This window comes from Bradyrhizobium sp. 613_E4_N2_2 (genome assembly GCF_052075995.1).
GTDB lineage: Bacteria > Pseudomonadota > Alphaproteobacteria > Rhizobiales > Xanthobacteraceae > Bradyrhizobium > Bradyrhizobium barranii.
Genome location: NZ_CP197234.1, coordinates 3,044,625 through 3,071,293, shown reverse-complemented (window position 1 = coordinate 3,071,293; position 26,669 = coordinate 3,044,625). Strand labels below are relative to the sequence as shown.

Here is a 26,669-nt window from a genome sequence, read left to right as displayed (position 1 = left end):
CCTCACCAAAAGGTAAAGAGGCATGGTTAACGGCGTCTTAATGCGCCGTTACAGGAACTTGACGAGCGACAGCTGCGCGAGTTTCGAGGTAACCTGGTAGGACGCTTGAAGCGCATTCTGGAGCGACAGGAGCTCGCTCGCCACCTGATCCGGCGAGGCCGATTCCGCCTGGTCGATGATGGACTGGAGCTGCGCCTTGGCCTGGGTCTGGCGCGTGCCTGCGTCCTTCATCGTGTTCTGGGCCATCGCGAGGTCCGTCTGGATGTCCTCGATGTGCTGCTGGCCGGGCTGCTTCGTCAGCGACTGCGTCACCCGCAGGCTCAGCGCGGAGACCTGCCCGCCCGCATACTGGCTGGTCGGCGAGGTCGAGAACGTCCCGAACACGGCGATCGCCTGCAATTGCTGGCGGATCGCGTCCTCGTTGGCCTGCGCGCCATATTGCACCGTGACTGAATCATCGACCCGCGCCATCGCCGTGGAGCGCGGCGAGCCGGGCCCGTGATTGCCGGTGTACCATTTCACGGTATTGGCCGAGCCGTTGACCAGCGTCGTCGCCGAACTCGCCGGTGAAGAACCGACGCGCAATGGCGGCTGCGTCGCGGTGACCGGCGTCGAGCCGAAACCGAGCGCGTTGAGTGCGCCCGAGTTCGAGGTCGTGATGTTGAGGCTCGCCGCGTCGTCCGTGTTGATCGTGATCGAACCGCCATGCACGGTCGAAGGCTTCGACGTGCCCGTGATCTGGTCGATCTTGCTCATCAGCGTCTGGATGCTGTCGCCGACATTGAGCTGGTTGCCGGTCGCGCCCGAATTGACGAAGGTCAGCGTGGTGCCGTTCACGGTGATGGTGTCGCCGGCGACGAAGCCCGGCGAGATCGAGTTCGAGGGGCTCGCGCCGGACAGCGCCGTTGCTCCGCTGATCGGAGCCGGCGGGGCCGCCTGGTTGTTGACCGGCGCACCGATCGCAGAGCTTGCGGTGTTGAAGAAATTGTCGCCAGCCGTGATCGCGGATGCCGCGACAAGCGAGGTGTTGGCGAGCTTCGTGATCGCGGTGTTCAATGCCGTGTTGAGGTTCGCGGCGGTGTTGCCGGGAGTCGTCGCGTCGATCGCGAAGCTGCCGATCGGCGTCGGCGTGGCCGTGGACGCGGTCAGGTCGACCTGCCCTGTGGTGCCGTCCGGCAGCGTGAACTGGACGCTCAGCTTGTCGCCGTCGTCCGGGTTGAGGCCGTTGAGATCGACCGAGAACGACACCGGCGAGCCGCTCGGGCCGGTGACCGTCGCACCCGTCAGCGTCGAGGACACCGCCGCGATCTTCATTCCGAACGGCGATCCGGCGACGTCCTCGGATACCCGCACCGAGCTCGGCGTCGGCTGCGTCTGCACCAGCCGTCCCATGCCGTTGGCACCGAGGTCGGCGGCCTGGCGTTCCGCCATGACGGTCTTGAAGCCCGCCTGCGTAGTCGTGCCGTTGATGATGTCGCCGGCATTGGCAACCGACTGCGTGTTGAACGCCGTCCCGGAGAACAGATAGCGGTTGCCCGACTGCGTGTTGAGAACGCCGACCATCGAGCCGAACTGCGAAGCGGCCGTGTTCTGCGCGACGGTCTGTCCGTTGACGTTGAGATCCTGCGCGGTGCTTGCGGAGCCGGTCTGCACCGTGTTGCGGATCGTCGTGAGCGACTGGAGCGCGGTATTGGCGAGGTTGATGTTCACGTTCACGTTCGTGATCGTGTCGGTATAGGCGGCGATGTTGGAGAGCTGCGAACGCCCGGCGATCGCAAAGCCCTCGTTGGTGCCCATCCCGGAATAGTTCTGCGACAGCTTGCCGGTTGCGAGCTGCGTCGACAGGTCGGTAAGCTGCTGATTGATGTTGCGGATCTGCGCGCCGAGAACCGACGAAGAGTAGTTGATGCTGCTGATCGACATCTTTTAGAACCCTGTACTGGTTACACTTGAGCCTGGATCAACGTGTTCATCATGCTCTGCACCACCGACATGACGTGGGCGTTGGCGGCATAGGCATTCTGAAGCTGGATCAGGTTCGACATCTCCGAGTCCAGATTGACGCTGGAGGTCGAGTCGAACTTGGCCTGGAGCGTCGAGACCACGACGCTCTGGCCCTGCTGGAGCTGGGTGGCCTGGGTCGAGGCGTTGGCCTGGACACTCAGGAACTGCTGGAGGTAGTTCGAGACGCTGCCGGTGAAGGGCTGGTTCGCCGAGCCGAGGCCGGTCGTCGGCGAATAGGAAAACACCGCATTGGTGAGCTGCGAATAGAGATAGTCCGAGCGCGTGGTATCGCCGGCGGGCGTCACCGGCGAGGTGTTGTAGACGGACAGCCGCGTGGGATCGCTGACCAGCTGCGTGTTCACGGCGATGCGCCCGGCAAGGCCGGTCATCTGCGAGCCCGAGGCGGTGATCGCACCGGTGTAGAGCGCCTGCCCGCCGTCGGTGAACACCGCCAGCTGCGGGCTGCCCGAGGTCAGCGACGAGATCGTCTTGGTGGTCGAGGCCGAATTGACCTGGGCAAGGCCGGTATTGTCATCGGTCACCCGCAGCGTCGTGGCCGTCGCCGGCGACGGAGCTGCGGAGAACGTCAGGTGCGAGCCTGAGAGCGCGGTGTTGAGCGCAGCGGCGATCGCATTCATGCCGCCGGAGAAATTGACGCCCACCCGCATCGGGTTGGCATTGGTGGCGTTCTGGAGCGGCAGCGCCGCCGGGTCGGTCACGTTGACGAGCGTGATCTGGCGCTGGGTGTTGGTCGCCGTGTCTTTGTAGGTGATGTTGACCGTATTGCCCGGCTGCGCACCGGCAAGGTCGAGATCGAATCCGGCCGGCGGGCCCGAGACCGTGCTGCCGGCCGTGGTCTTGTCCGACAGCGCGCTCGACATCGTCGCGGCGAGTTGGTCGATCTGGTCCTGCGCCTGCACCAGCGTCTGGTCGCGCAGCTTGAGATCAGCCGCGATCTGGCCGGAGGAGACCACGTTGTTGGCGACGACGTCGAGCTGCGAGCCGTTCGGCAGCTTGATGTTGAGCGCACCGACGCCCGACTTGGCCGGGTCGGCGTTGTAGAGCGAGGTCGCCGACAGCGCGCCGGCGGAGGCAAAGGTGAATTGCGAGGCGAGCCCGGCACCGACGAGCTGGATGCCTGTCGTGGTGTAGATATTGGCCTGGTTCGAACCGTCGGTGGTGACGCGAACGTCGACATATTTCGACAGCGTGTTGATGGCCTGGTCGCGCTGGTCCATCAGCGTCGCGGCGGACGGGTCGTTTGCCGACAAGCCCTGAAGCTTGGTGTTGATGTCGGCGACCTGCTGCATCGCCGCGTTGGCCTGCTGTGCCGACGTGCCGAGATCCTGCTCGACGTTGGAGCGCAGCGACTGGATGCCGTTGGTGGTGACGTTGAGCTGCTTCGCCAACGCCTGCGCCGCGCCGAGGGCAACCGTCTGCGCCGACGACGAGCCGGCGCTCGTCGACAGCGCCTGCAACGCCGTGGTGAATTTGTTCAGCGCGGTTTCGAGCGTGCCGCTGTTGCCGGGCGTGCCGTAGACACTCTGAAGCTGCTTCAGGATGTTAGCCATCTGGTCGGCGTAACCGCTGCCGCCGGTCTCGGTGCGCAGCTGGTTCTGCACAAAGGTGTCGAGCTCCCGGCTGACGCCGGTCGTCATCGCCGTCGAGCCGAAATCGCCGGTGGTGACCTCGATCTGGTTCGGCCTCTGAACGACGTAACCCGGCGTCTGCGAGTTGGCGACGTTCGAGGAGACGATCGAGAGCGCGGCCTGGTTGGCACGCAGACCGCTCATCGCACTGGCGAGGGCTGAACTCAAACCCATATCACTAGCCGCCTTTGGTTACGTCACGCGCCGATCAGCGCAACACGTTCAAGAGATCCTGCACCATCGAATTCGCTGTCGTGATCACCTTGGTGTTGGCCGAATAGGCCTGCTGGGTCACGATCAGCTTGGTGAATTCGTCGGCGATGTCGGTGTTCGAGCCTTCCAGCGACGAGCCGCTGATACTGCCCGACGCGCCGTCGATCGCTGTGCCCGACTGTTCGGTCGCGGCGTAAGCGCCGCCGTCGAGGGCCTTGAGGTAATTGGTGCCGTTGAAGTGCGACAGCGTCACCTGGGCGAGGTTGAGGTTCTGGCCGTTGGAGAAGGTGCCGACCACGAGGCCGCTGTTGTTGACGGCAACCGAGCGGAGCTGACCGGCGGCGTAGCCATTCTGCGTGATGGTGTTGATCGTCACCGCGCCGCTGGTGCTGGCATATTGCGTCAGCCCGCCCGAGGACATGTTGAAGGCGACCGAGCCGAGCGACTGGCCGCCGACGCTGACGTTGTTGATGGTGATGCCCGATCCGCTCGGCGAGGTCAGCGAGCCGTCGCTGGCAAAGGTGAAGGCCTGCCCGGTGTTGACCCAGCCGACCGTCGTGCCGGTCGCATTCGGATCGGTCTGGTAGAACAAGTTCCAGGTGTCGGAATGGCCGGTACCCAGCGAGGCGCTGTCGGTCTTGGCCCAACGCAGCTGCAGGTTCACCGGCGTGCCCGCGGCGTTGTAGGCGGTGACCGCACCGCCGCTGATCGATTCCTTGGTGAACGTGGCGATGTCGTTGCCGATCACGCCGCCGGTGCCGGCAGTGCCGCCACCACCGCGGTTCTTGGAGATGGACGACGTGAAGCCGAGCGCAGCGAAGGCGCTGCTGTTGTTGCTGGTCACCGTCAAGGTGGGATTGGCGATACCGGTATTCAGGGTGATCACGCCGTTGCTGATCGAAGAACCGCTCGCACCGCTGAGCGTGTCGATCTGGCTGAGCAGAGTCGCTATGGAGTCGGTGATGTTGATCTGGTTCGGAGGGCTAGCACCGGAGGCCACGAAGGTGATCGTATTGGCAGCTCCCGTGCCGTTGACCTGGATCTTTTGGCCGACCAGGAAGGGCGTCGAGAGGACTTCCGCCCCGCCGGGCGTCACGGTGCCGCCGAGCTGTGTACCACTCGTAATCGCGGGGGTGGACAGCACGTTACCGCCGCGCGTCACGCTGCTGACGCCGAGCAAGCCTGCCGCAGTGCCGCCGATCGTCACGTCGGCCGTGGTGTTGGTCGTGATCTGGATGTTACCGCTGGCGGTCAGAGTCACGCTGGTCGTGGGGACGCCGGCTCCAGACGCGATCGCGTTGAGGACATCCGACATCAGTGCGCTGGTGGGCGACTTCAGACCAATCGTGGTGACGACAGGGGGGCCTGCAGCCGTCGAAGCGCCCGAGACGGTGTTGTCGAAGTTGATTGTTTGGCCGTTGACCGTCAACGACTTGCCGGCGAGGTTGGTGAGAAGGCTGGTGTTGAGATGCGTGGCCAAGCCGGCATCGAGAGGCGTGCTGCCAGTTGCCGCCGCCGAAGCGTTATCCTGCAGCGCCACCGAGCCAGTCGCGGTCGTCGCCGTATAGGCCGAGCGCAGATTGCCGGTGGCCGCCGCGCCGGAGACCGTCGCATTCGAATAGGGCGGCGGCGGCGTGCCGACGATCAGCGGGTTGGCGGCGAAATCGGACGGGTTCAGGCCGCCGGCCGCCAGCAGCGTGCCGCTCGCCGCGGTCGAGCTCGCCCCCGTGTTCGGCACGCTCGGCAGGTTCGCGGCGTACTGGATCGAGGTTGTCGCCTGTGCCGGGATGAAGTTGTTCTGGAATTTCAGGACGGACGCCACATTGCCGGTCGGGTTGCCGGTCTTGGGATCGACCGTGACGCCCATCAGATAGTAGCCGGCGCCATTGACCAGGTTGCCGTTGGAATTGAGCTGGAAGTCACCGCGGCGGGTGTAATAGGTGACGCCGCTGAACACCGGCACGTTATCCACGACGCCGGTTGCCTTCTGGATCGAGAAGAAGCCGTCGCCGGTGATCGCCATGTTGGTGGCGACGCTGGAGCCTGAGATCGTGCCCTGCGTCGTGATGGTCGCCTTGGCGTTGGCCGTGACGCCGCCCGCGACCTGCTTGCTCGGCACCGAGGCGTCGGGAATGAGGTCGACGAAGCTGGTCCCGATGCCCTTGTAGCCGGTGGTGGATGAGTTCGCGATGTTGCCGGAAATGTTCTGCAGCGCGTAGGACTGCGCCTGCAGGCCACCCACCGAGGTGTTCATTGCATCGAAGATACCCATAACTTTGTCTCCAGATCCGATCTCGGCGGCCGGTCGACCATGGCCGCAGTCGGAAGAGACAGTCGCAAGGGCTATGCCAATGCGGGTATTCTCAGGAAATCAATGACTTGAATGGGAAGGCCCCGGTCCGATGACCGGGGCACAATTGCCGGGCCGGCAACAATTGCCGGGGCATCGGGTCATTCCGGGGCGGCCCGCAGCACCGAACTCAGGTTCGCAATTGCGCACCTGAGAAGCTCGAGATTCCGGATTCGATAATCACGCATCACTCCGGAATGACTCCAGCGAGACCTACGTTGCCGACGCGGCGGCCGGGTGGAAGACCAGCCCGAAACCGTCGATGCAATAGCGCAATCCGGTCGGCTTCGGACCGTCGTCGAAGACGTGGCCGAGATGGCCGCCGCAGCGCCGGCAATGCACTTCGGTGCGCACCATGCCGAAGGTGCGGTCCTCGGTCTTGCCGACATTGCCTTCGATCGGCTGGTAGAAGCTCGGCCAACCCGTGCCGCTCTCGAACTTGGTCTCGGACGAGAACAGCGGCAGGTCGCAGCCGGCGCAGGCGAAGATGCCCTTGCGGTGTTCCTTGAGCAACGGGCTGGAGCCTGGCCTCTCGGTGCCCTCCTTGCGGAGGATTTCATATTGCTGCGGCGTGAGCTGGGCGCGCCACTCGGCGTCCGTCTTCTCGATCTCGAATTTTTGCGTGGCCTTCTCTCCAGCCTCGGCAGGCGTTCCTCTCAGCCAGCGGAAGGCCGAAAGGCCGAACAGGCCGGCAACAGTCGTCAGCAGGATGCGGCGGTCAAACATCTCATTCTCCGTGCGCGGGGGAGTCCACGCTCTGAGATACGGGCTCTAACGGCCGACGTTACACGTCCGGGCGGGGTTTTTATCAACTTATCGCGAGACACCCTGGTCCTACGAGGCCGGTTCCACATCCTCGGCCACAGGTTTCGGCGGAGGGGCCGGCTGCGGCCGGACGCTGGGCGGCGGACGGCGAGGACCAGTGCCGGCGGCCCGGTTGGCTTCAGCGAGGCGCGCCTCGCGTTCCCGGTCCTTGACCCGCGCACGCTCGCGGTAGCGGGCGAGCGAGCCTGCGGCGGCGGAACTCGCCCTGCCCCAAACTCCCACCAATTGGCCCGCGACCCGCCCGGTCGTGCCGCCCGCCCAGACCAGCTCGAATGGCGAGAACAGCTTCCAGCGGTCGTCGCCCCACAAAATGCTACGCGCGATCAGCTGCCCGGCCACGGCCGACGTGTTCATGCCCTGGCGGCCGAACCCGCTCGCTACCCACAGGCCTTTGCGCAACTGGCCGATCTGCGGCATGCCGTGCACGGTCTGGCCGGTGGCGCCGCCGAACATGTCGGCGATCTCGACATCGCCGAACTGGGGGAAAATCGATCTGATCCGCCGCCTGACCGCGCCCGCAAAGCGCTGCGGACGCGCGGCCCAGGTGGTCTCGGGGCTTTCCCACATCAGGCGGTCGCCGTCGACGACACGGAAATGGTCGACCCCGTCGGAATCCATCACCGATCCCTTGAACGCCACGATCTCGTGCACGCACTCGCCGAGCGGCGCGGTAATCCCGGCATAGCGCCAGACCGGCAGCAGCGTCTCCGACAGGCGCCTCAACGGCGCGCCGAGGTGGATGTTGCCGGCGAGCACGATGTGGGTGGCGCGCAGCCGCGCCGAGGGCGTGACGATGCGCTTGCGGATGCCGGAATGATCGATGCTGACGACCGGCGTATCCTCGAATATGCGCGCTCCCGCTCGCCGCGCCAGCGCTGCGAGGCCGTGCACATATTTGCGGCCGTCGAGCTGGAATGCCCGGGGATAATAGACGCCGTGGAAGTAACGGTCGGTCTTGAGCGCCTCGCGGACGCGATCCACCTGCCAGCCCTCGACCTCCGTGTCGAAATCCTCGTGGAGCATCTGCAACCGGCTGATCAGCCGGTCGCCGGCATCGACGTTGGAGACCTCCAGCACGCCATCGCTCGGGCCAATGCCGGGCATGTTCTCTTCGGTGGCGTTGGCCCGGACGAACTCGGCGCCCTCCTTCGCCAGTGTCCACAATTCGCGCGCGTCCTCGAAGCCGATGCGCTCGATCAAATCTGCGAGCGGCAGCGCAAAGCCCGGCATCACGGTGCCGAGCTGGTTTCCGGAGGCGTTCCAGCCGATATGGCGGCCCTCGAGCACCGCGACGCTGGCTCCGAGCCGGGCTGCCTCCAGCGCGATGGAGAGCCCGGCAAGCCCGGCCCCGATCACGCAGATGTCGGCGTCGAGATCAAACGACAGTCGCGTGCGTTCACGAAAGCCGGCTTCTTCCTGGGACACGCTTGTGAAAGTCTCGCTCATGTCGTTTCCTTAAAGGACCGATCGGGCCCTTGTCACCTTGTCCTCAACCGGCGCCTGTAGATTATCTGGACGCGTAACGATTCGAGAATGCCATGCGCCGTTTGATGCTGCTGCGTCACGCCAAGACCGAGACTGACGCGCCGAGCGGCCGTGACCAGGATCGTTGCCTCGACGACCGCGGCCACAAGGATGCCGCGCAGATCGGGGATTGGCTGGCCACCCATCCCCCCTTCCCCAAGGCCGTGCTGGTGTCGCACGCCGTCCGGGCCCGGCAGACCTGGGACATTGCCTGGGAGACGATGAAGGACCGCGTCGCAGCGCCGCAGGTGGAGGTCTTGCCCGAACTCTACGGCGCCGATCCCGCCCAGATCCTGGAATCCATTCGCACCGCAACCGTTCCGGCCAACCCGAAGCAGTTGCTGCTGGTGGGCCACAATCCCGGCATGCACGAGGCCGCGCTGATGCTGATGGGCGGCGGCGATCCGGCGGGCGCCAAGGCGCTCGCTCACAATCTGCCCACGTCGGGGCTTGCGATCTTCGACTTTGACGTCAAGGATTGGGGTGACGTGGCCTACCGCCGCGGCAAACTGGTGCTGTTCGTCAGCCCCAAGCTGCTTCGATCGGGTTGAGACGCGCGGGGCGCGCCGTCTCGACCGGTTGATCCTAGCTTGGTCAATTGGGAGACGCAGATGTTCAAGTCCATCCTCGTGCCCATCGACCTCGCCGACACCGATCTGGCCAAGCCGGCGCTCGCGACCGCGATAACGCTGTCGCAGACCTGGAGCGGATCGATACGACTGCTCAACGTGCTGCCGATGACGCCGGTGATGCTCGCCGAATACGTCCCGGCCGATTTCGACGAGCAGCAGCGCCAGACCTCCGAGGAAGCACTCGCCATCGTCGCGCGGGAGTCAGGCATCGAGACGGGGCGCATTTCCAGCGTGGTGCGACAGGGCGGCATCTATCATGAGATCCTGGAGGAGGCCATGCACATGAAGGCCGACCTGATTGTGATGACCTCGCACCGGCCGGCGATGCGCACCTATTTCCTCGGCTCCAATGCCGGGCACGTCGTGCGCTACGCCAAGTGCTCGGTGCTGGTGGTCAGGCACTGAGCGCCACAACAAACGCTGTCATTGCGAGCGGAGCGAAGCAATCCAGAGTCTTTCCGCGGTGGCAGTCTGGATTGCTTCGCTCCGCTCGCAATGACGACGCGGAGGCATTGTCACCACGCCCGGACTTGCGGGCGTGGCGGCCGAACAAACTCACAGATACCGCGTCAGCTCGGCCTTGAACTGCCCGTAGACGGCGTCCTCGATCTGGCTGCGCGTGATCCCGATGTCGCGCAAGGCGTGGTCGTCGAGCTCGTTCAGCGTCTTGACGGCAGAGCGGCGCTCCAGACGATCGAACAGCGCATGGGCAACGTTGGCGAGCGTGCTGAAAAATCCGCCCGACGAGGATGGGCGTAAACTCCGCCCGGCAGTTTGCGAGATCGTGGTCATTTTTCTTCTCCGGCCTATTGTCCGCGCAGCGAAGCAGGTGCCGTTGGCGCGGACGCTGTGAGCGCCTGCACCTCATTTGCCATCGGATTGCTCTCGCTCTCCTCGGCTCAATCGCGGAACTTGATGGAACTTAAATGCTCCAGTACACTACTCGGAGCAAGTAAAACATTGCTCTCGGTGCAATAATGTCCAAGTTCGAATACGTGAAGCTTGCCGATGCCATTGCGGCCGATATCACTAAAGGCACGTTAAGGCCCGGCGACCGGCTGCCGCCACAGCGCAACTTTGCCTATGACCGCGGCATCGCGGTCTCGACCGCGAGCCGGGTTTATACGGAGTTGCTTCGCCGCGGGCTCGTCGTCGGCGAGGTCGGCCGCGGCACGTTCATCTCCGGCGACATCAAGCGCGAGGTCGAGGCGTTGAGCGAGCCGCGCGACGCGCGGATCGATTTCGAGGTCAATTATCCGTTATTGCCGCAGCAATGGGCGATGATCGCCAAGAGCCTTGCCGGGCTCGAGCGCGTCGACGCGCTCGAATCCGCCCTGCGCGTCTCGACCAGCACCGGCACCAAGAGCGCGCGCAATGCGGCCGTCGCCTATCTCGCGCGCAAGGATTTCACGCCGCAGGCCGAGCAGATCGTCTTCACCGCCAACGGCAAGCAGTCGCTCGCCGCCGCGCTCGCCGCCCTCGTTCCCACCGGCGGCCGCTGCGGCGTCGAGGCGCTGACCTACCCTTACGTCAAGAGCATCGCGGCGCGGCTCGGCGTGACGCTGGTCCCGATTCCGATGGACGAATACGGCGCACGGCCCGATGCGATCCAGAAAGCGCATCGCGAAGCGCATCTGTCGGCGCTGTATCTCCAGCCCATCATCCAGAACCCGCTCGGCGTCACCATGAACGCGACGCGGCGCGCCGACATCATGCGCGTTGCCGAGAAGCTCGATCTCACCATCATCGAGGACGCCGTCTACGGCTTCCTCGCCGACGACACACCGCTGGCAGCGCTCGGGCCGGACCGTTGCATCGTGATCGACAGCCTGTCCAAGAAGGTCGCACCGGGCCTCGCGCTCGGCATCCTCGTGACCCCGCCGCATCTGCGCGAGAGCGTGATGAGCGCGGTCCGGACCGGCGGCTGGATCGCCTCGGGCCACGCGCTGGCGTCCGGGCAGCGGCTGATGGCCGACGGCACCGTCGCCGAGCTGACGCGGCTGAAACGGATCGACGCTGCGCGCCGGCAGCAGACCGCGGCAAGGCTGCTTGCCGGCTACCAGATCGCGGCCGACGCCCGTTCCTATCATTTGTGGCTGACGCTGCCGCCACACTGGCGCTCGCAGACCTTCGTCGCCGCAGCAGCCCGGCGCGGCATCGCACTGACGCCATCCTCGACGTTTGCAATTGCGCACGGACATGCACCGAACGCGGTGCGGCTCGCGCTCGCCCCGCCCTCGCTCGAGCAGCTCGATTCCGGCCTGCGCACACTCGTGTCGCTGCTCGGCACCAAGGAAGAGGATTTCGACTCGACGGAGTAAGCGAGAGCGTTGCGAGCGAAGTGATACCGGTTCGAAAACGCGTCGCAACAAAGATCCGGCCCTTCGCCGCTCAGGTCGCCGGCCATTCCGCGATAAAGCCCCTCGCCTTGTACGGCTCGATCTTGTCCCATTCGTGCAGGACACGCCGGCGAAACTCGACATTGGTGTGCCAGAGCGCGCGCGGCGTCGCAAAGCTGTCGACGGTGAGCAGCATCTTCTCGACGTCAGGCCAGTGCCGGTGCAGCGTCATCGGGTAGCGGCGCGCCGTCCAGGTGTTGCCGAGGCAGATCACGCTCCGGATGTTTCGCAGTCCAAGCGCTGCATCAATGATCGGCAGCGAGAAGATCACGTTCTCGCCGGTGTTCATTGCGCGATGTTCCTCGAGGATGAGGTCCGCCGGAATGCCGGCCGCGACCATCGCTGCCTTGATGATGGTGCACTCAGATTGCTCCGAGCCCGGCGTCACACCACCGCTGACAATCGACCAGCGGAAAAGGCCCTCGCGCCACAGCCTCGCGGCGGTGTCGGCGCGCAAGCCAACGTCCTCGCGGGTGCCGAACATGAACAACAGATCGGCCGGCCGGAGCGGCGTATCGATCAGATGCGTACGGTTGATTTCGACGATCTCATCCGCTGTAGGCTGCTGCCTGTTGCGATCCATGGTTGGCATGACAGCACGATGCGACACCGGCGCAGGGGCACGAAGTCACGTTTGATTGCGGCCGATTGCACCTAGGGCAGCAACGCCTTCGGCACACGATCAAAACTGTAGCTGTGCGGCTGGTTGCGCCGCACGAAGCCGCCGACCTGCCAGGCGAACAGCGCGGCAAAACCGATGATGAAGAGGGCGCCGGCGAATTCGCCGATCAGGAGCGCGCGGATCAGCAGCCCCGTCATCGCCACCGTCAGCACCGCCAGGAAGGCCAGCACCGCCGCATAGGTCTTGCGGCCGAGGCCTGCGGTCAATTCGGCGCGGCTGCCGGCTTGCGCCATACGTGCGTGCAGTTCGATGATGAAATCGCGAAAACCGTTGTCCTGCGGCGCCATTAACGCCGCGGTCTGCCAGCTCGTCGACAGGATCCTGATGCGGCCGCCGCCGGTGTGGCTGACATCGGCGCGAAAGCGGTGCTGCTGCATCGACACCGGGCGAAACGACAGCCGGATCGCCGAGATCTCGTCATAGCGCCACAGGCCGGAGCGGCCGGCGATGTGCCAGGACAGGCCCTCGTCCGTCAGCTCGAAACGATGCGCCGAGCCGATCAGCGACGCCTTGTAGGCGTAGCTCGTGACCGACGGGCCTTGCGCTCCCGAAACCTGTATCCCCACAATCAATCCCGTCCGCGCAATCCCGCCTGCGATCGGCTTGCGCGATCGCCCTCGCCCATCCTACAAGCGGGGCATGGCTGAGACGACCTTTTTTCCGCGCCGCCTGATTCTCGGCGCCGCCGTGATCTCCGGAGTGCTGCTCGCGCTCGCGGTGCACATGCTGGGCGCGCGCTACGGGCTCGACCTCGGCGGGCTCTGGCATTCCGACACGCACGAATTCATACCCGCGGGCGCAGCGATCGCCTGGTGGCTGATTGCCACGGTGGGTTTCTCCGGCGGCTATTTCACGGCGACATTGATGCAGAGCGCCGTCTCCGGACAGATCCCGCAGCGGATGCGGCAGTTCCTGATCGCGGTCGGCGTGCTGCTGCTTGCCGGTGCGGGCCAGGTGGCCTCGGCGCCGAGCCCGATCCCGTCCGTCTCGGGCGTGCTCGCCGGGCTCGCCGCGCTATGTCTTGGCGCCGTGATGGCGTTTTGCGGCGCGCATTTCGCGCTGCGCCGCGGCTAGACATCAGGCCGAGGCGAGCAGCCGCGGCCGGTTCAGCATCAACGCGACATCGGATGCGGGCCGCGGCTTGCTGAAAAGATAGCCCTGCGCCTGGGTGCAGCCCTCGCGCCGCAGCAGCTCGAGCTGCGCGTCGTTCTCGACGCCTTCCGCCGTGGTGACGATGCCGAGGCTGCGCCCGAGGCCGGTCACGGCGCGGATGATCGCCATGGAATCCTCGCGCGTCGCAAGCTCCGACACGAAGGAGCGGTCGATCTTGATCTTGTCGAACGGGAAGCTGCGCAGGTAGCTCAGCGACGAATAGCCGGTGCCGAAATCGTCGAGCGAGATCCGCACGCCCATGGCCCGCAGCTCGTGCAGGGTGGTCAGCGTCGCCTCGCTGTTCTGGAGCAGCACCGATTCGGTGATCTCGAGCTCGAGCCGCCGCGCCGCGAGCCCTGAGGCTGCCAGCGCATCGGTCACGGATGCGATCAGGTTCGGACTCTTGAACTGCACCGGCGACAGGTTGACGGCGACATCGACGTCGTCCGGCCAGGTGGCGGCGTCACTGCAGGCGCTGCGCAGCACGAACTCGCCGAGCTGGACGATGAGGCCGGTCTCCTCGGCCACCGGGATGAAGTTGATGGGGGCGATCAGGCCGCGCTGCGGATGGTTCCAGCGCAACAGCGCCTCGAAGGCGACGACGCGACCGCTGGCGACGTCGCGGATCGGCTGGTAGTACGCCTCGAACTCGTCGCGCAGCAACGCCGCCCGCAAGTCCATCTCCAGCAGCCGCCGCGCCTGCGCACGCGCATCCATGCCGGTCTCGAAGAAGCGATAGGTGCCGCGGCCGTCCGCCTTGGCGCGGTACAGCGCGAGGTCGGCGTTCTTCAACAGCTCGTCCGGATTGTCGCTGTCCTGCGGCGACAGCGAGATGCCGATCGAGACGCCGATCACGATCTGATGGTCGTCGATCTCGTAAGGCGCAGAGATCACCTCGACGAGGCGGCCGGCAAGGGCTCGCGCCGCGGCTTCCTCGGAGCGCCCGATCTGGACCACGGCGAACTCGTCGCCACCGAGCCGCGCCACGGTGTCGCTCGCGCCGACAGTGGCCTTCAGCCTGCGACCGACTTCCTTGAGCAGCGCATCGCCGATGGGATGGCCGAGCGAGTCGTTGACGTCCTTGAAGTGATCGAGATCGAGGCACAGCACCGCGAGCTGGTCGCCCGACTTCGCCCGGCCCAGTCCCTGCTCGAGCTGCTCGTGGAACAGCACGCGGTTCGGCAGATTGGTCAGCGCGTCATGGCGCGCCATGTGCGAGATCTTGGCCTGCGCCTCCAGCCATTCGGTGATGTCCTCGAAAGTCGCGACCCAGCCGCCGCCCTGCATCGGCTGGTTGACGACGCGGATGGAGCGACCGAACCGGGTGACGACCTGGCTGGTCGTGCGGCCCTCGCGCGCGTCGGCCACGAGGCGCGCGAAGAATTCGCCCGCATCGCCCTGCCACTGGCCCTTGGCCTGCTCTTCCCGCAACACGTCGACGAGCAGGCGGCCGGCGAGCGGAATGTCGGTGCGGCCGAGCAGCGCCGCGTAGCGCTCGTTGAAGAGCTGGATCTTGCCGTCCGCATCGAACATGCACAGTCCCTGCGACATGTTCTCGAGCGCGGTATCCAGCACGACCTGCTGGCGTCCCAGTTCGCCCTTGGCGCGGCGGTCGAGCAGAGCCGCCGCGAGCGCGATCGCGATGATCGCAGCGGCGGCGCTGGCGGTGAGGATCGACAATGAGGCCGGCGGGATCGACAGGCCACTGATCACGACCGCAGGATCCGGCGTCAGCTCCACGGCGCCCATGGCGGTGAAATGATGTGAGACGATGGCAAGCGTCAGCAGCACCGTCGCGCCGAGCGCGCCCGCAAGGCTGTCGCGGCGCCCCGCAACCACCAGGGCAAGCGACCCGAGAACGATGCCGAGGATGATCGAGACCGTCACTGTGCCGGTCGTCCAGCCGATGTGCGCGGGAATCTCGAGCGCCATCATGCCGGTGTAATGCATGGCGGCAACGCCGCCACCAACGACGGCGCCGCCGAGCGCAACCAGGCTCGCCCGCGTCACCGACACCGAGATGCTCAGCCCGATGAAGGTGACCGCGATCGCGAAGATCAGCGACAGGACCGTCAACGGAATGTTGTAAGCGCCGCCCGCACCAGGCCCGTAAGCCTGCATCGCGATGAAATGGGTTGCCCAGATGCCGCCGCCGGCGACGACGGCATCAAGCGCGACCCACGATACGCGAGCTCCCCCGCGCGCCGCACGCGCGCGGTGGAACAGGCTGATCGCCGCCGCGCTGGCGAGCAGACATACCGCTCCGCCGAGTGCGACCAGTCGCCAATCATGCTGATCCGTCAGGCAGTAAAGAACTTGATACATTGCCGGTCCCTATTCCAACCGCACTAGAACCGGCAGAGATGGACAGTCGGTAACCGGCTATGTGCCGGTTTCGGGAATGGTGAACATAGAATGTGTGGGATCGCTCACATTGAGCGCCCTTGCGCCCTTGCGTCAGGTGCATTTGCGCCGAGGCCGATCACGGCGGCGGTGAGCAGCAGGACGGCCGCCGATATGATTAGCGACTGGTGAAGGCCCGTCATGAATGCACTGTCCGAGGCCACCAGCGAGCCGAACAGCGCGACGCCGAGCACGCTGCCGGTCTGCCGCGTCGCGTTCAGGACGCCGGCGGCGATGCCGGAGCGCGCCTTGTCGATGCTGCCGAGCAAGGTGGAGGTCAGCGGCGGCACCAGCAGGCCAAGTCCGCCGCTGATCGCGATCATCTGCGCAAAGATCGCCCAGTAGCTGGTCCCGGCTTCGGTCCAGAGCAGCCCGAGACAGCCGAGCGCCGAGATACAGGCGCCGACCACGATGGTCGGGCACGAGCCGATGCGCTCGGCCAGACGCGGCGCCAGCAGGTTGAGCGGCAACACCGCGCCCATCATCGGCACGAAGGCAAGCCCGGTCCACCAGGCCGACAGCCCGTTGATCCTCTGGAAATACAGGCTCAGCACGAAGATCAGGCCGTAGATCGCGATGTTGACGAGGAGGCCGACGATCGTGGTCAGGGTAAACAGCCGGTGACTGAACAGCGACAGCGGCAGCATCGGCTGCACGGTGCGGCTCTCGCGCCAGACGAAGAGCACCGCGAATGCGGCTGAGGCAACGAATGCTGCGATCACGGCTGGATGGCTCCAGCCGAACGCGCCAGCTTCGATGATCGCGCCGGCGAGCGCGCCCAACGCACCGATCGCGGCGAGCTGTCCCGGCAGATCGATCTCGCGCGAGCGCGACCGCGTGGTCTCGCTGGCGTAGCGCCAGCTCAGCCACAAGCCGGCAAGACCGATCGGCAGGTTAACCAGGAAGATCGCGCGCCAGCCAACCAGCGTGATCAGCGCGCCGCCGACGAAGGGACCGGCAGTCAGCGCCAGGCTCGCTCCGGCGGCCCAGACCGCCACGGCACGGCCACGCTCGCGGTCGTCCGCATAGGCATGATTGAGCAGCGCCAGGGAATTCGGCACCAGGATCGCCGCCGCCAGCCCCTGGACCAGCCGTGCTGCGATCAGCACGATGGCGTTGGGCGACAGCGCGCAGGCGAGCGAGGCCGCGGTGAAGATTGCGAACCCCGCCATGAAGATGCGCTTGGCGCCGATGCGGTCGCCGAGCGCACCTGCGGTCAGAATGAAGGCGGCAAAGGCGATGGTGTAGGCGCTGACCACCCATTGCAGCTCAGCGACGCCGCCGCCGAGCGTTTTACCCATCGCGTCGAGCGCGGTGTTGACGATGGTGACGTCGAGTTGCACCACGCCATAGCCGAGGCTCATCGCGGCAAGCGTGAGGGAGGTCGCAAGGCGCGAGCCGGCACGCTGCGCGCCGGCTCCGTTGTCGAGGGGTTCATATTTGATGGTGCTGGCTCGCATGCTGCCACCTCGGTTGCAGCCCCATGCGAAACATACGCTTCCAGCCCGCATTCATGCTTCGACAATGATCGTATTATGGATGCGTCAAATGCGAACGCCGCGCGGATGACCGCGCGACGCCTTTTTCGCAGCTACGCCCGGTCCTAGCTCGCCGCGCGCAGGTTCACCTTGCTCTCGGCGAGCGCGGTCAGCTTCCTGTCGGTCGCCTTCTCTTCTTCCAGCGTCTTGGCGAGCACGGTGGCGCAGTCGTTGCGGCCGAGCTGTTTGGCCCAGGCGATCAGGCTGCCGTAGCGGACGATCTCGTAATGCTCCGCGGCCTGGGCCGCGTTGATCAGGGCGGCGTCCAGCACCGCCTTGTCGGCGACTTCACCGGCGGTCTCGTCGGCTTCCTCGATGATGCCGTCGATGGCCGGGCAGTCGACCGCCTTCACCTGCGTGCCGTGCATCTTGAATACTTCCTCGAGCCGCTTGACGTGCTGCTTGGTTTCTTCGAGGTGCGTCAAAAAGCCCTGCTTCAACTGCGGATCGGTGGCCTTATCTGCCATTTTCGGCAGCGCCTTGGTGAGCTGCTGCTCGGCATAATAGATGTCCTGAAGCTGGTGCACGAACAGGTCGTTCATGGTTTTGATATCTTTTGTGAACAGTCCCATCGTTCCGATCCTCTCGGTTTCGGGAACACGGAGGCGTCGGCTCGCACGAAAAGCCGATTATTCCGCCATGTTCGATTGCTGATGGAGCGCTAACCAGCGCACGGTACCGACGTTCCAAAAAAGCTCGCATCGCTTGCGCTGGAACAATGCCGACTGCGGGCGGACACGAAATCATGTCAAGATGCGGACGCGCGTTCCGGGCAGGTGCCCCGACTCATATGCTTAACGCGCGCCCGATATGAACCACATATGACAAAAGCGGCGGTCCACCGCAGAACCTATCGGTCGAACGCAGAACCTATCGTTGTCAAGGGCTGCACAAGTCGCTGTTTTTGCCTTAAATGAGCTACAACATGCCTAGCGGTCGAAGCCCATTTCGGGCAGTGATCGCGCCCGACCGGTCAATGTCTGGCCGATCGGTCTTGCCCCCCGCCGGGAGGATGAATGCACGGACTGCTGCCCGCGCTGAAGCGCGGCTTCAAGAGATGGATCGGCTGGCGACGGCTCGGTGTTGCCGCGAGCGTCTTCATCATCGCCTTCGCGATCACCACGCTTGCGCGCACCCTCAAGGACATCGATACCGGCGTCATCCTGACCGCGTTGACCGAGATTCCCCGCGGGAATATCGGGCTGGCGGCGATCTGCGTCGTCTTCGCGTTCTGTACGCTGACCTTCTACGACTATTTTGCACTGCGAACGATCGGCAAGAAGCATGTGCCCTATCGCATCGCAGCACTCTCCAGCTTCACGTCCTATTCGATCGGCCACAACATCGGCGCCACCGTTTTTACCGGCGGCGCGATCCGCTTCCGGATCTATTCGGACTACGGGCTGAACGCGATCGACGTCGCGAAGATCTGCTTCCTGTCAGGCCTGACCTTCTGGCTCGGTAACATCTTCGTGCTCTCGATCGGCATGGTCATCCATCCGGATGCCGCCTCATCGATGGATCAACTGCCGTCGTCGATCAACCGGCTGATCGGGCTCGGCGGCCTCGCCTCGATTGGCGCCTATCTGGTCTGGCTCTGCATGGGCGAGAAGCGCCGCGAGCTCGGCCAGAAGGGCTGGAAGGTGGTGCTGCCCTCGGCGCCGCTGACGCTGGTCCAGATCCTGATCGGCGTGGTCGATCTCGGCTTCTGCGCGACGGCGATGTACCTGCTGATGCCGGCCAATCCGTCGATCGACTTCATGTCGCTGGCGGTGGTGTTCATCCTGGCGACGCTGATCGGCTTTGCCAGCCACGCGCCCGGCTCGATCGGCGTGTTCGATGTCGCCATGCTGGTCGCGCTGCCCGAATTCGGCCGCGAGCAGCTTCTGGCGACCCTGCTGGTCTTCCGCATCCTCTATTTCGTGATCCCGTTCGGCCTCGCCATCTCCATCATGGGCGCGCGCGAGCTCTGGATGAACGTGGTGGAGCCCTGGCAGGAGCGGCGGCGGCTGGCCGAGGCCTGCGCGCAAGGCAACCTGCCGAAGCAGGTAGCAGCGATGGAACGCGAGCGGTCGTTGCGACAGGCCAGCAAGCGGTAAGGCGGGCGGGCGACCGTCAGACAGAGGTTGCGGGCGGCGCAGCAATGCTCTCTTATTTCCGCCTCAACTTTGCCGTTGAACACGCGGGCCATGATCCCTTTTTCCTTTCGTACCCTTCCCGCAGGCCTCCTGCTGCTTGCCGGGATTCTGACGTCTTTGCCGCTCGAGCGCGCCGCCGCGCAGGGCGCCGGTGCGATGCAAATATCCTGGGAGGTGCGCAACCGCTTCCGCCTGTTCCGCGAGGAGCGCGACTTCCAGCTCCATGTCGAGAACGCGCGTAACCGCAGCATCCTCGCCGCCGAGCAGTCGCTGGAGCTCCAGAGCGAGGGCCGCGGCTGGGCCCGCAACATGGTCAACCGGCTCTGCATCGACCTCCAGGGCCGGGTCAACCAGCCCTGCACCCGCGACAACGTCAAAGAGAATTACCTCACCCCGACCGATCATCCGGTGACCGTGCGCCTGACCGGCGCAGTGCCGGTCGGCGCCACCTGCGCCTGGTCGTTCGACGACGGCGACGGGCCGCAGACCTCGACTTTCGATTGCGCCGAGCCGATCAACCTGCGGGTCCGCTACGGCAAGCAGACGGTCGCGAGCGTCGACGTCTCCTCCGGCTCCGATCCGACCCAGCGCGTCCAGGCCGAGATCCAGGTCCGCGACATCTTCGTCGCCGGGCTCGGCGACAGCATCGCCTCCGGCGAAGGCAACCCGGACCGGCCGCTGGCGCTGTCGGACGAGGGCTTCTGCTTCCGCTCCTATCTCGGTACCGCCGGTGCGCAATACTACCGGCCGAGCCGTGCCGGCTATAAAGGTGGCCGCGCCTGCGAAGCACCCGACACGCTCGCCAACTGGCAGCATTACGGCGCGCTCTGGTTCAACTCGCCCTGCCACCGCTCGCTCTACAGCTACCAGGCCCGCACGGCTCTCGCGCTCGCGGTGCGCTACACCCACATCGCGGTGACCTTTCTGCCACTCGCCTGCACCGGCGCCAGCATCGGCGACGGTCTGCTGGGCTCGCAGCGCGCCCGCGAATGCCCGCCCGGCAAGACCGGCGTCTGCAACACCAGCGTGAACGCCCAGGTCGCCGAGCTGCGTGAGGCGCTCACCGCGGCGAAAAAGCGCCAGCCGGACCGCACGCTCGATCTCGTGCTGCTCTCGGTCGGCGCCAACGACGTCTATTTCTCCGGCCTCGTCGCCGACGTCATCGTCGACACCGCGACCGAGCGCGCGCTGTTCCGCCGCTCCGGCGTAATGGCGAGCGTCGACGATTCCCGCGATGCACTGGCGCGCGAGCTGCCGCAGAATTTCGCCAAGCTGCGCGAGGCGCTGAAGCCGCTCGTCAGCGGCGACCTCTCGCACGTGGTCTATGTCTCCTACGCCAATCCCGCGCTCGCCGATGGCGGCGTGCCCTGCCGCGGCGGCCGCGCCGGGTTCGACATCCATCCGTCCTTCAACGCCGATCCGCAGCGCCTGGCCCGCGTCTCGACCTTCGTCGACACCGAATTCCTGCCGCAGCTGAAGAGCCTCGCCACCTGCACGCGCGGGGCGCTGTGCCGCGATCCCGAAACCGACCGCATGACCTTCGTGGACTCGCACCAGGCGGTGTTCGCCGATCACGGCTTCTGCGCCCATGCGGGCAACGATCCCGAATTCGACCGCACGTGTTTCGCCGAGAACGGCCAGAGCTTCAATCCCGATATCGTGAGCGCGGCGAGCCAGCCGATGCTGTGCGGCCGCGGCGCCTCGGAGTATCGCGCCTACCTGCCGCGCGCGCGCTGGATCCGCGATGCCAACGACAGCTATTTTGCCGCGATGACCTATCCGCAAGGCCTGCCGGCGGCGAGCCAGCCGACCGACATCCACGACGCCACCTGGGGCGTGCTCTCCGCCGTCTACGGCGGCGCCGTGCATCCAAGCGCGGAAGGCCACGCCGCGATGGCGGACGCCGCACTGCCGGCCGCGAGCAGCGTGCTCGGCCTCGATGCCGTGCCGCCCGGCGTGACACGCGGACTGTTGGCGCCGCTGCTGGGCACGCAGCAATAGCACGACACTGCTCCCACATACTCGGTGTCATCGCCCGCGAAGGCTGGCGATCCAGTACTCCGTGACAGCGGTGATTGAATCGAGAGGCTGCGGCGTACTGGATTCCCCGCTTTCGCGGAGAATGACAGTGGTGTGCGGAGCACGACCTCGCGCATCACGATCGCACATTCTCGTCACCTCGTGATCGTTCCCCGCACCTGCCGTTCCATCGATCCAAAAACGGCATCGATCGATACTCCCTTGAACTTGGACACTTTGCCGCGCGCGCCTCTAGGAGTCGCAGAGAGGAAACATTTCGAGTTCTAAGGAGGCGCGTGATGAGCGCAGTGGTGTCGTCCGCAGCGGACGTGAGGAGGTCTCGCGTCAGGCTGTTCATCGTGACCATGTTGTTCCTGGTCACGACCGTGAACTATGCCGACCGCGCCACCCTGTCGATCGCGGGCCCCGCACTCTCGAAAGAGCTGCATCTCGATCCCGTCGCCATGGGCTGGATCTTCTCGGCCTTCGGCTGGTCCTATGTCGCGGCGCAGGTGCCGGGCGGCTGGCTGCTCGACCGCTACGGCTCGCGCCTCGTCTATGCCTTCAGCATCATCGTCTGGTCGCTGTTCACGATGATGCAGGGCTGGGTCGGCTTCCTCAGCGCCGGCGCCGCCATCATCGTGCTGTTCGCACTTCGCCTCCTTGTCGGCGTCGCGGAAGCGCCCTCGTTCCCCGCCAACGCCCGCATCGTCGCCGCCTGGTTTCCCGGCAATGAGCGCGGCACCGCATCGGCCTTCTTCAATTCGGGACAGTATTTCGCCACCGTGATCTTCGCGCCGCTAATGGGCTGGATCGCGCATGATTACGGCTGGCGCTTCGTATTCTTCGTGATGGGTGGGCTCGGCGTCATCATGGGCCTGGTCTGGATCAAGACCGTCTACGGCCCGAAGGAGCATCCCGGCATCAACGAGGCCGAGTTCGATTACATCAAGGAAGGCGGCGCGCTGGTCGATCTCGACGCGCCCAAAAACGATCTGGTGCAGGAGCGTGCGCCCGAGTCCGGCTCCGGGTGGGATCACATCCGCCAGTTGCTCTCCAACCGCATGATGCTCGGCGTCTATCTCGGCCAGTACTGCATCAACACGCTGACCTATTTCTTCCTGACATGGTTCCCGGTCTACCTCGTCAAGGAGCGCGGCCTGTCGATCCTGCAAGCCGGCTTCGTCGCGACGCTGCCCGCGCTGTGCGGCTTCATCGGCGGCGTGCTCGGCGGCGTCATCTCCGACGCCATTCTCCGCAAGACCGGCTCGCTCACCATGGCGCGCAAGATCCCGATCGTCGGCGGCATGCTGCTGTCGATGTCGATCATCGCCTGCAACTATGTCGACGGACAGGCGCTGGTGGTCGGCTTCATGGCGCTCGCCTTCTTCGGCAAGGGCATCGGCGCACTCGGCTGGGCGGTCGTCTCCGACACCTCGCCCAAGGAAGCCGGCGGCGTCTCCGGCGGCCTGTTCAACACCTTCGGCAACCTCTCCTCGATCAGCACCCCGATCGTGATCGGCTACATCCTGGCCGCGACCGGCTCATTCAACGGCGCACTGCTGTTCGTCGGCGCCAATGCGCTGGTGGCCGCGTTCGCCTATCTCGTGGTGGTCGGCAAGATCGAGCGGGTGGTGCTCAAACGTTCCTCCTGAGGGCTCCCGCGGGAGCTTGACCAGGCAACTCAACGGCGGCTCCTCAGCCGCCGTCTTTGTTTTGGGGATGATCGATGCTAGAAGTGCCGGGGAAACGCCTTATCCATCTAAGGCATGTATCGATGTTCGACCTCAACCAGCTCCGCTGTTTCGTCACGGTGGCCGAAGAACTGCATTTCGGCCGCGCCGCCGCGCGACTGAACATGACCCAGCCACCGCTGTCGCGGCAGATCCAGGTGCTCGAGCACATCATCGACGCGCCGCTGCTGGAGCGCACCAGCCGCTCGGTGCGCCTGACGCCGGCGGGGCGCAGCTTCCTGCCCGAGGCAAGGCGCATCCTGAAGCTTGCGGAAAGCGCCTCGCAAGTCGCCCGCCGCATCGCGCTCGGCAAAACCGGCTCGCTGAAAATCGGCTTCACGGCGGCTGCCGCCTACGGCTTCCTCCCGGAGCTCGTCGCCGCCTGCCGCGCCAAGCTGCCCGAGGTCGATTTCTCGCTGAAGGAGATGGTGTCCGGTGATCAGTTCGAGGCGCTCAGCTCCGGCCAGATCGACGCCGGGCTGTTGCGGCCGCCGATCGCGCGCCCCGAAGTGGCCAGCCGCCGTGTCGTCGCCGAGCCCCTGCTCGCCGCGATCCCGAAGAAGCATCCGCTGGCGAATGCCGAGACCATCACCATCAAGGATTTCGACGACCAGCCCTTCGTGATGTACTCGCCCTATGAGAGCCGATATTTCCACGATCTGCTGGTGGCGCTGTTCACCCGCGCCGACGTGCTGCCGCGCTATGTGCAGCATCTGAGCCAGATCCATTCGATCCTCGCCATGGTCCGCGCCGGCCTCGGCCTTGCCATCGTGCCGGCCGCGGCTGCGAGCCTGAAGATCTCCGACGTGCGACTGCGGCCGTTGAAGCTGCGCACCCGCGTCCCCGTCGAGCTGTTCATGGTCTGGCGCCGCGACGACGAGAACCCGCTGCTCTCCGCTCTGGTCAAAATCGCAGGCGAATTGTCCTCCGCGGAGGTAGCGGACGATTGATGCTCAATCCGCATCGGTCGATATAGGCTTTGGCTTGGACGCGCATCGAACGGTCTCCTAAACAACGGCGCATGGACGCGCAGGCTTCGGCCCGCGTCCTCCACAACACGCAAATTAAGGGAGCAGCGCCCATGAGCAAGATGACCCCGCAGGAAATGGCCCAGAAGATCGGATCGGGCCTCCTGTCCTTCCCCGTCACGCCCTTCAAGGCGGACTATTCGTTCGATGAGGCGACCTACCGCGCCAACATGGACTGGCTGTGCGGCTATGACGTTGCCGGCCTGTTCGCCGCCGGCGGCACCGGCGAGTTCTTCTCGCTGACGCCGACCGAGGTTCCGCAGGTGGTCAAGATCGCCGTCGACGAGACCAAGGGCCGCGTGCCCGTGCTCGCCGGCACCGGCTACGGCACCGCCACCGCGCGCGAGATCGCGATCGGCGCGGAAAAGGCCGGCGCCGACGGCCTGTTGCTGCTGCCGCCCTATCTGACCCATTCCGAGCAGGACGGCCTTGCCGCCCACGTGGAAGCCGTGTGCGCCGCCGTGAAGATCGGCGTCATCGTCTACAACCGCGACAACGCCATCCTGCAGCCCGATACGCTGGCGCGCCTCGCCGAGCGCTGCCCGAACCTCGTCGGCTACAAGGACGGCATCGGCGACATCGAGCTGATGACCCGCGTCTACACCAAGCTCGGCGACCGCCTCACCTATATCGGCGGCCTGCCGACCGCGGAAACCTTCGCGCTGCCCTATCTCGACATGGGCGTGACGACCTATTCCTCGGCCGTGTTCAACTTCGTTCCAGAATTCGCCACCAACTTCTACGCCGCGGTGCGCAAGCGCGACCATGAGACGATCCATGCCGGCCTGAAGAACTTCATCCTGCCGCTGATCGCAATCCGCAACCGCAAGAAGGGCTATGCGGTCTCGATCATCAAGGCCGGCATGAAGGTGATCGGCCGCGATTCCGGCCCGGTCCGCCCGCCGCTGACCGATCTCACCGAGCAGGAGGTTGCGGAGCTGACCGCGCTGGTGAAGAATCTCCCCGCCATCCGATCGTCACAACAAGCTGCAGAATAACAGACAACAACAGGGAGGAGCGTGCGATGGCCCAGACTGAGGTCTCCGGCGCACCGGTCGTCACATCGATGCAGGTGATCCCGGTCGCGGGCCGCGACAGCATGCTCCTCAATCTGAGCGGCGCGCACGCGCCGTTCTTCACCCGCAACATCGTCATCCTCACCGACAATTCCGGACACACCGGCGTCGGCGAGGTACCGGGCGGGCAAAAGATCTGGCAGACGCTCCAGGATGCCCGCGATCTCGTGATCGGCAAGACCGTCGGCGCGATGAACAACATCCTTGCCGACGTCCGCACGGCGTTCGCCGACCGAGATGCCGGCGGCCGCGGCAAGCAGACGTTCGACCTGCGCGTGATGATCCATGCGGTCACGGCGATCGAGTCCGCACTGCTCGACCTGCTCGGCCAGCACCTCAACCTGCCCGTCGCCGCACTGCTCGGCGAAGGCCAGCAGCGCAAGAGCGTCGAGACGCTCGGCTATCTCTTCTTCGTCGGCGACCGGCGCAAGAGCAAGCTTGACTACGTCAGCGGCGAGACCGGCAAGCCCGAATGGTTCAACCTGCGCCACCAGGAGGCGATGACGCCGGAGACCGTGGTGCGGCTCGCGGAAGCCACGCACGACCATTATGGCTTCGCGGACTTCAAGCTCAAGGGCGGCGTGCTCCGCGGCGAGCAGGAGATCGAGGCCGTCACCGCCATCGCAAAGCGCTTCCCCAGCGCACGCGTCACGCTCGATCCCAACGGCGCATGGTCGCTCGACGAGGCGATCAGCCTCTGCAAGGGCATGCACGGCATCCTGGCCTATGCCGAGGATCCCTGCGGCGCCGAAGCCGGCTTCTCGGGTCGCGAGATCATGGCCGAGTTCCGCCGTGCCACGGGCCTGCCGACCGCGACCAACATGATCGCGACCGACTGGCGCCAGCTCTCCCATGCACTACGCTTGGGGGCGGTGGACATTCCGCTGGCCGACCCCCACTTCTGGACCATGCAGGGCTCGGTGCGCGTCGCCCAGACCTGCCGCGACAACGGCCTGACCTGGGGCTCGCACTCCAACAATCACTTTGACATTTCGCTCGCGATGTTCACCCATGTCGGCGCCGCCGCGCCCGGCAAGGTCACCGCGATCGATACCCACTGGATCTGGCAGGACGGCCAGGCGCTGACCAAGGAGCCGCTCCAGATCAAGGGCGGCAAGATCGCCGTGCCCGAGCGGCCGGGCCTCGGCATCGAAATCGACCGCCCGGCCATCGAAACCGCGCATGAGCTTTACAAGAAGCATGGACTCGGCGCCCGCGATGACGCTACTGCCATGCAGGACCTGATCCCCGGCTGGACCTTTGACGACAAGCGTCCCTGCCTCGTGCGTTAAGAAAATCTCGGA

Annotated in this window: 21 protein-coding genes; 10 read left to right on the top strand and 11 right to left on the bottom strand. The window is 65.5% G+C overall.

Annotated elements, in window-relative coordinates; genetic code table 11:
• Positions 1–48: 48 nt before the first annotated feature.
• The 5 genes from AB7290_RS14355 to AB7290_RS14335 form a co-directional block, all read right to left on the bottom strand.
• On the bottom strand, positions 49–1,923 hold the full coding sequence (locus AB7290_RS14355; RefSeq protein WP_085405890.1) for a flagellar protein: 1,875 nt from the start codon (positions 1,921–1,923) through the stop codon (positions 49–51).
• Between the two features lie 20 nt (positions 1,924–1,943).
• Positions 1,944–3,827 carry a flagellar hook-associated protein FlgK gene (flgK, locus tag AB7290_RS14350; protein WP_085405889.1) on the bottom strand — a complete coding sequence of 628 codons (1,884 nt, stop codon included), beginning with the start codon at positions 3,825–3,827 and terminating at the stop codon, positions 1,944–1,946.
• A 34-nt stretch (positions 3,828–3,861) separates the two neighbouring features.
• Complete coding sequence (locus AB7290_RS14345) at positions 3,862–6,138, bottom strand: flagellar hook-basal body complex protein (RefSeq protein ID WP_085405888.1); 2,277 nt, start codon at positions 6,136–6,138, stop codon at positions 3,862–3,864.
• Between the two features lie 291 nt (positions 6,139–6,429).
• The gene (gene msrB / locus AB7290_RS14340) at positions 6,430–6,942 is read right to left on the bottom strand and encodes a peptide-methionine (R)-S-oxide reductase MsrB (protein WP_028148532.1); all 513 of its coding nucleotides are present in this window, start codon (positions 6,940–6,942) and stop codon (positions 6,430–6,432) included.
• 108 nt (positions 6,943–7,050) lie between these two features.
• Complete coding sequence (locus AB7290_RS14335; RefSeq protein ID WP_085405887.1) at positions 7,051–8,487, bottom strand: NAD(P)/FAD-dependent oxidoreductase; 1,437 nt, start codon at positions 8,485–8,487, stop codon at positions 7,051–7,053.
• A gap of 92 nt (positions 8,488–8,579) precedes the next feature.
• Between AB7290_RS14335 and AB7290_RS14330 the strand changes: the two genes are divergently transcribed.
• Together AB7290_RS14330 and AB7290_RS14325 are read left to right on the top strand one after the other, a co-directional pair.
• Entirely contained in the window at positions 8,580–9,116 is a 537-nt protein-coding gene (locus AB7290_RS14330; protein WP_085405886.1) for a SixA phosphatase family protein, read from the top strand.
• 60 nt (positions 9,117–9,176) lie between these two features.
• Positions 9,177–9,602 carry a universal stress protein gene (locus AB7290_RS14325; RefSeq protein WP_071917342.1) on the top strand — a complete coding sequence of 142 codons (426 nt, stop codon included), beginning with the start codon at positions 9,177–9,179 and terminating at the stop codon, positions 9,600–9,602.
• A gap of 150 nt (positions 9,603–9,752) precedes the next feature.
• On the opposite strand, the gene AB7290_RS14320 is transcribed toward AB7290_RS14325, so the two are convergent.
• Complete coding sequence (locus AB7290_RS14320) at positions 9,753–9,989, bottom strand: DUF1127 domain-containing protein (RefSeq protein WP_071912174.1); 237 nt, start codon at positions 9,987–9,989, stop codon at positions 9,753–9,755.
• Positions 9,990–10,174: 185 nt separating this feature from the next.
• On the opposite strand from AB7290_RS14320, the gene AB7290_RS14315 reads away from it, so the two are divergent.
• Complete coding sequence (locus tag AB7290_RS14315; protein WP_014493975.1) at positions 10,175–11,518, top strand: aminotransferase-like domain-containing protein; 1,344 nt, start codon at positions 10,175–10,177, stop codon at positions 11,516–11,518.
• A 70-nt stretch (positions 11,519–11,588) separates the two neighbouring features.
• Here the strand turns inward: AB7290_RS14315 and AB7290_RS14310 are convergent, their stop codons facing one another.
• Positions 11,589–12,179 carry a YdcF family protein gene (locus tag AB7290_RS14310; protein ID WP_434057416.1) on the bottom strand — a complete coding sequence of 197 codons (591 nt, stop codon included), beginning with the start codon at positions 12,177–12,179 and terminating at the stop codon, positions 11,589–11,591.
• 71 nt (positions 12,180–12,250) lie between these two features.
• Positions 12,251–12,838, bottom strand: a complete 588-nt coding sequence (locus AB7290_RS14305) for a hypothetical protein (RefSeq protein ID WP_085405938.1) — start codon at positions 12,836–12,838, stop codon at positions 12,251–12,253.
• A gap of 79 nt (positions 12,839–12,917) precedes the next feature.
• Between AB7290_RS14305 and AB7290_RS14300 the strand changes: the two genes are divergently transcribed.
• Positions 12,918–13,352 carry a hypothetical protein gene (locus AB7290_RS14300; protein ID WP_028158298.1) on the top strand — a complete coding sequence of 145 codons (435 nt, stop codon included), beginning with the start codon at positions 12,918–12,920 and terminating at the stop codon, positions 13,350–13,352.
• A gap of 3 nt (positions 13,353–13,355) precedes the next feature.
• Here the strand turns inward: AB7290_RS14300 and AB7290_RS14295 are convergent, their stop codons facing one another.
• The 3 genes from AB7290_RS14295 to AB7290_RS14285 form a co-directional block, all read right to left on the bottom strand.
• A complete protein-coding gene (locus AB7290_RS14295) occupies positions 13,356–15,755 on the bottom strand; it encodes a bifunctional diguanylate cyclase/phosphodiesterase (protein ID WP_085405884.1) in 2,400 nt (799 codons plus the stop codon).
• Positions 15,756–15,859: 104 nt separating this feature from the next.
• Positions 15,860–17,293 (bottom strand): MFS transporter, encoded by a 1,434-nt coding sequence (locus AB7290_RS14290; RefSeq protein WP_085405883.1) that lies wholly within the window; start codon positions 17,291–17,293, stop codon positions 15,860–15,862.
• Positions 17,294–17,436: 143 nt separating this feature from the next.
• Positions 17,437–17,943: a YciE/YciF ferroxidase family protein gene (locus AB7290_RS14285; protein WP_283017057.1), complete on the bottom strand. Its 507-nt coding sequence runs from the start codon at positions 17,941–17,943 to the stop codon at positions 17,437–17,439.
• Positions 17,944–18,387: 444 nt separating this feature from the next.
• Between AB7290_RS14285 and AB7290_RS14280 the strand changes: the two genes are divergently transcribed.
• The 6 genes from AB7290_RS14280 (at position 18,388) to gudD (ending at position 26,657) form a co-directional block, all read left to right on the top strand.
• Positions 18,388–19,470 carry a lysylphosphatidylglycerol synthase transmembrane domain-containing protein gene (locus AB7290_RS14280; RefSeq protein ID WP_063982249.1) on the top strand — a complete coding sequence of 361 codons (1,083 nt, stop codon included), beginning with the start codon at positions 18,388–18,390 and terminating at the stop codon, positions 19,468–19,470.
• 90 nt (positions 19,471–19,560) lie between these two features.
• The gene (locus tag AB7290_RS14275) at positions 19,561–21,510 is read left to right on the top strand and encodes a hypothetical protein (RefSeq protein ID WP_283017058.1); all 1,950 of its coding nucleotides are present in this window, start codon (positions 19,561–19,563) and stop codon (positions 21,508–21,510) included.
• Between the two features lie 317 nt (positions 21,511–21,827).
• On the top strand, positions 21,828–23,183 hold the full coding sequence (locus AB7290_RS14270; RefSeq protein ID WP_063982247.1) for an MFS transporter: 1,356 nt from the start codon (positions 21,828–21,830) through the stop codon (positions 23,181–23,183).
• 122 nt (positions 23,184–23,305) lie between these two features.
• On the top strand, positions 23,306–24,211 hold the full coding sequence (locus AB7290_RS14265; RefSeq protein WP_063982246.1) for a LysR substrate-binding domain-containing protein: 906 nt from the start codon (positions 23,306–23,308) through the stop codon (positions 24,209–24,211).
• A 131-nt stretch (positions 24,212–24,342) separates the two neighbouring features.
• Positions 24,343–25,287, top strand: coding sequence for a 5-dehydro-4-deoxyglucarate dehydratase (gene kdgD / locus AB7290_RS14260; protein WP_038952797.1), 945 nt, complete (start codon positions 24,343–24,345; stop codon positions 25,285–25,287).
• A 26-nt stretch (positions 25,288–25,313) separates the two neighbouring features.
• Entirely contained in the window at positions 25,314–26,657 is a 1,344-nt protein-coding gene (gene gudD / locus AB7290_RS14255) for a glucarate dehydratase (protein WP_085405880.1), read from the top strand.
• Positions 26,658–26,669: the final 12 nt, after the last annotated feature.

Coding starts and splice junctions, on each gene's coding strand:
- AB7290_RS14355 (WP_085405890.1), bottom strand. CDS start 1,923: ATGTCGATCAGCAGCATCAACTACTCTTCGTCGGTTCTCGGCGCGCAG.
- AB7290_RS14280 (WP_063982249.1), top strand. CDS start 18,388: ATGCACGGACTGCTGCCCGCGCTGAAGCGCGGCTTCAAGAGATGGATC.
- AB7290_RS14330 (WP_085405886.1), top strand. CDS start 8,580: ATGCGCCGTTTGATGCTGCTGCGTCACGCCAAGACCGAGACTGACGCG.
- kdgD (WP_038952797.1), top strand. CDS start 24,343: ATGAGCAAGATGACCCCGCAGGAAATGGCCCAGAAGATCGGATCGGGC.
- flgK (WP_085405889.1), bottom strand. CDS start 3,827: ATGGGTTTGAGTTCAGCCCTCGCCAGTGCGATGAGCGGTCTGCGTGCC.
- AB7290_RS14315 (WP_014493975.1), top strand. CDS start 10,175: ATGTCCAAGTTCGAATACGTGAAGCTTGCCGATGCCATTGCGGCCGAT.
- msrB (WP_028148532.1), bottom strand. CDS start 6,942: ATGTTTGACCGCCGCATCCTGCTGACGACTGTTGCCGGCCTGTTCGGC.
- AB7290_RS14325 (WP_071917342.1), top strand. CDS start 9,177: ATGTTCAAGTCCATCCTCGTGCCCATCGACCTCGCCGACACCGATCTG.
- gudD (WP_085405880.1), top strand. CDS start 25,314: ATGGCCCAGACTGAGGTCTCCGGCGCACCGGTCGTCACATCGATGCAG.
- AB7290_RS14295 (WP_085405884.1), bottom strand. CDS start 15,755: ATGTATCAAGTTCTTTACTGCCTGACGGATCAGCATGATTGGCGACTG.
- AB7290_RS14335 (WP_085405887.1), bottom strand. CDS start 8,487: ATGAGCGAGACTTTCACAAGCGTGTCCCAGGAAGAAGCCGGCTTTCGT.
- AB7290_RS14300 (WP_028158298.1), top strand. CDS start 12,918: ATGGCTGAGACGACCTTTTTTCCGCGCCGCCTGATTCTCGGCGCCGCC.
- AB7290_RS14310 (WP_434057416.1), bottom strand. CDS start 12,179: ATGGATCGCAACAGGCAGCAGCCTACAGCGGATGAGATCGTCGAAATC.
- AB7290_RS14320 (WP_071912174.1), bottom strand. CDS start 9,989: ATGACCACGATCTCGCAAACTGCCGGGCGGAGTTTACGCCCATCCTCG.
- AB7290_RS14270 (WP_063982247.1), top strand. CDS start 21,828: ATGAGCGCAGTGGTGTCGTCCGCAGCGGACGTGAGGAGGTCTCGCGTC.
- AB7290_RS14290 (WP_085405883.1), bottom strand. CDS start 17,293: ATGCGAGCCAGCACCATCAAATATGAACCCCTCGACAACGGAGCCGGC.
- AB7290_RS14275 (WP_283017058.1), top strand. CDS start 19,561: ATGATCCCTTTTTCCTTTCGTACCCTTCCCGCAGGCCTCCTGCTGCTT.
- AB7290_RS14265 (WP_063982246.1), top strand. CDS start 23,306: ATGTTCGACCTCAACCAGCTCCGCTGTTTCGTCACGGTGGCCGAAGAA.
- AB7290_RS14345 (WP_085405888.1), bottom strand. CDS start 6,138: ATGGGTATCTTCGATGCAATGAACACCTCGGTGGGTGGCCTGCAGGCG.
- AB7290_RS14285 (WP_283017057.1), bottom strand. CDS start 17,943: ATGGGACTGTTCACAAAAGATATCAAAACCATGAACGACCTGTTCGTG.